This is a genomic window from Marininema mesophilum, from assembly GCF_900106775.1.
Lineage (GTDB): Bacteria > Bacillota > Bacilli > Thermoactinomycetales > DSM-45169 > Marininema > Marininema mesophilum.
In genome coordinates this window covers 1-2,698 of record NZ_FNNQ01000035.1, presented here as the reverse complement: position 1 = coordinate 2,698, position 2,698 = coordinate 1, and the positions used below count along the sequence as shown (strand labels likewise).

Below are 2,698 nucleotides of genomic sequence, written 5' to 3'. Positions count from 1 at the left end.
TTCTTAAGGGTATGAGGATTTTTACCATTAATAATGACTTCTCCGGAAGTCGGGGTATCCACGGTGGCTACCATATTGAGAAGGGTCGTTTTTCCACTACCCGAGGGACCCATAATCCCGACAAACTCCCCCTGTTCCACACTCAGCTGAATATCGGTTAAAGCACGCGTCGATACTTTCCCTGCATATAATTTACTTAATCCTTGAACTTGTAGCATTTCCATTATTACGTCTCCCTTCATTCATGTAAGTATTATCAAGCCCCTCACTTTGATTCATACTTTACTAGGTGAGTCGATGTCCTGCTATGGATTTACCTTACACCCACCTTACATCCTTGTAAGGTGGCAATTTGACACAGCTGTATCTGATAAAAAATCCATTCCTATAAAAAATAAAGGAATGGATTTCCATATATATGAGGTTATGGGTTTCATATTTTTATTAGTGAGTAATCACTCATTTATCCGCACATTCACTATCTTCACGAGATTGGATTCCTGTCTAGGACGACTTCTCCTTACCTCCATACAGCGAAGAAGGAGGGATCGGGCAATGAGCTATGGTTATGGGTATGGCGGATTCGGCCTCAGACGTCTGTTGATATTCCTCTTAGTCGTCGCAACTATATTCGCACTAATCTGCTAAACAACGCCCGATATTGCAAAAAGAGGTTCCCCTTGAGGGAAACCTCTTTTGTTTATCTGGGAATACCCCAGACACTTTAGACCATGACTCGATTAAGCTGAGCTAGATAACGAGACCTCACAATAAGGAAGTAAACCACTTGTACAGTAAAGAAACTACCAATTCCCATCAAGGCCGGGATCAAGGGCTCTCCTAGACTAAGCTGCTCTTTCAATAGGAACAAACCGATTAGTGTTTCCATTCCCGCTACAACGAGGGGAATAAAGAACAGAGCCGCAATTTGAATTGTCGCAGATCGCTTCATCTCTTTAGTGCTTAATCCCATTCTAGAAAGGCTATAGACAAGATGACGATCCTGGTTTAGGTCAGCATACAGCTTAAAGTATAAGAAACTAGCTGTAGAGAGTGAGAAGATCGCTGCAATAAATACACCAATAAAGCTCGTAATACTCATTGATTGCTTGTTCTGTATATAGTCATTTGCACGAGATTCGAATATAACCGAACTCTCACCCTTTTTCATGTTCTCCATAGATATTTCAACTTCTTTTTGTCCAATCTTCGTCTCTAAAGAATTAGAATTAGGTATTTTATTGGACCATTCTGGAACATAATAAGAGACATTGATTCTTTCTCTTCCATCTGAAGGCAGTATTTTTTTCAATTTTTCATAAGCTGAATTAGAAATAACAGCCTGATTGTTGAAACGTGCCATCCCTTTATTTTCAATCTGTTTTTTTATTGTAAACCTAGCTTTATCCTTTTCCATCGTAAGCTTTGTTTTACCCTTACCTTCAGCCAAAGAACTACTGATTAATATGGTCTCATTCGATTTTAATAAGGAGACTTTAGGTGCATTATATATACCGGCTAGGCGATTATAGTCAGATTCTTTAATAACTTCTGTAGGACCCATTTCTTTTGTTCCTGAATAAAGAATCAAATGCCTAACTTTTTTATACTGGATACCCGCTTGCTTCAATTCCTGCTCCATTTTCGCTGTATCTTTTTTTATTTGATTGAAGTCGAATTTTCCCTTATCATTTTGAAATACACTATAAATATAAGCGAATTTACTCTCTTTAAATTGTTGCTCATTTTGCTCTTTCTGGGTAAGGATGATTCCTATCACCGAGCATGACATGGCGATGACAATGGTGATTATAAAAAACATCCGCGCATTATCTTTCACTTTATACGCCATTTCAGAAACCCAGAGAAGATTGGTTCCCCGCCAAAAAAAGGGCCGATTCTTCTTGAATAATCGGATGATAAAAATGCTGAGTTGTGTGAAGAAGAAATAGGTTGCAATAATCCCTAACAGCAGAATGAGAATGAGGATTACATCCTGGGTTTCAGACAGTTTTTGCTTCATCAGATAGCCCGCTCCGACGAAACAAGCCACAGATAAGAGAGAGAGCCAGATGGAGGCTTTGGGTTCTGATTTAGGCTTACTTGATCCTTTTATTAATTCAAGTACTCGGTTTTGACGTACGAAGAATAAGGTCAGCAAAGAAATTACGAAAAAGAGTGCTAAAAAACAAACCGTAGTCAGTGCCATCGCTTTCCATGGTAAATAAAAGGAAAGTTCCTTCATCTCTGCCACCCGAGCACCGAGGAGCAGGAATAGTTTGGACAGAATCAGTCCACTAACGAGCCCCGTAAGGATGGAAGCTGAACCAATGATCATATTTTCCAAAAAGATCAGCCGATTTAACTGCTTTCCTTCTGAACCTAAGATGGTTAACATGCCAAACTCTTTTTTCCGCACTTTGAGAAACGCACCAATGGAATAGAGCACAAACAGAAAGGAAAACACAAAAATCACATATTCGGCAGCTACCATTCCTTGCTTTGTTGTCGCACCCAAGTCCGTTTTAGCTAAATCAGGGTGAAAGATAAAGATCGCATAGGTAAAAAAGATCATGACCGCAAAGGTACTACTTAAGAAATAGGCGGAGTAAGCCCGTGCATTTCGTCTGACATTATTAAACGCGAACTGACGAAAGTTCATGATCATTCCCTCCTAAAAAAGAAAGCATATCGATAA

2 protein-coding genes are annotated in these 2,698 nt (G+C 39.4%); both read right to left on the bottom strand.

The window, feature by feature from the left end:
• A partial coding sequence (locus BLV90_RS15825) for an ATP-binding cassette domain-containing protein (protein WP_143035086.1) occupies positions 1-224 on the bottom strand: 224 nt, incomplete at its 3' end.
• A 500-nt stretch (positions 225-724) separates the two neighbouring features.
• Positions 725-2,662, bottom strand: a complete 1,938-nt coding sequence (locus tag BLV90_RS15820; RefSeq protein ID WP_177168129.1) for an ABC transporter permease — start codon at positions 2,660-2,662, stop codon at positions 725-727.
• Positions 2,663-2,698: the final 36 nt, after the last annotated feature.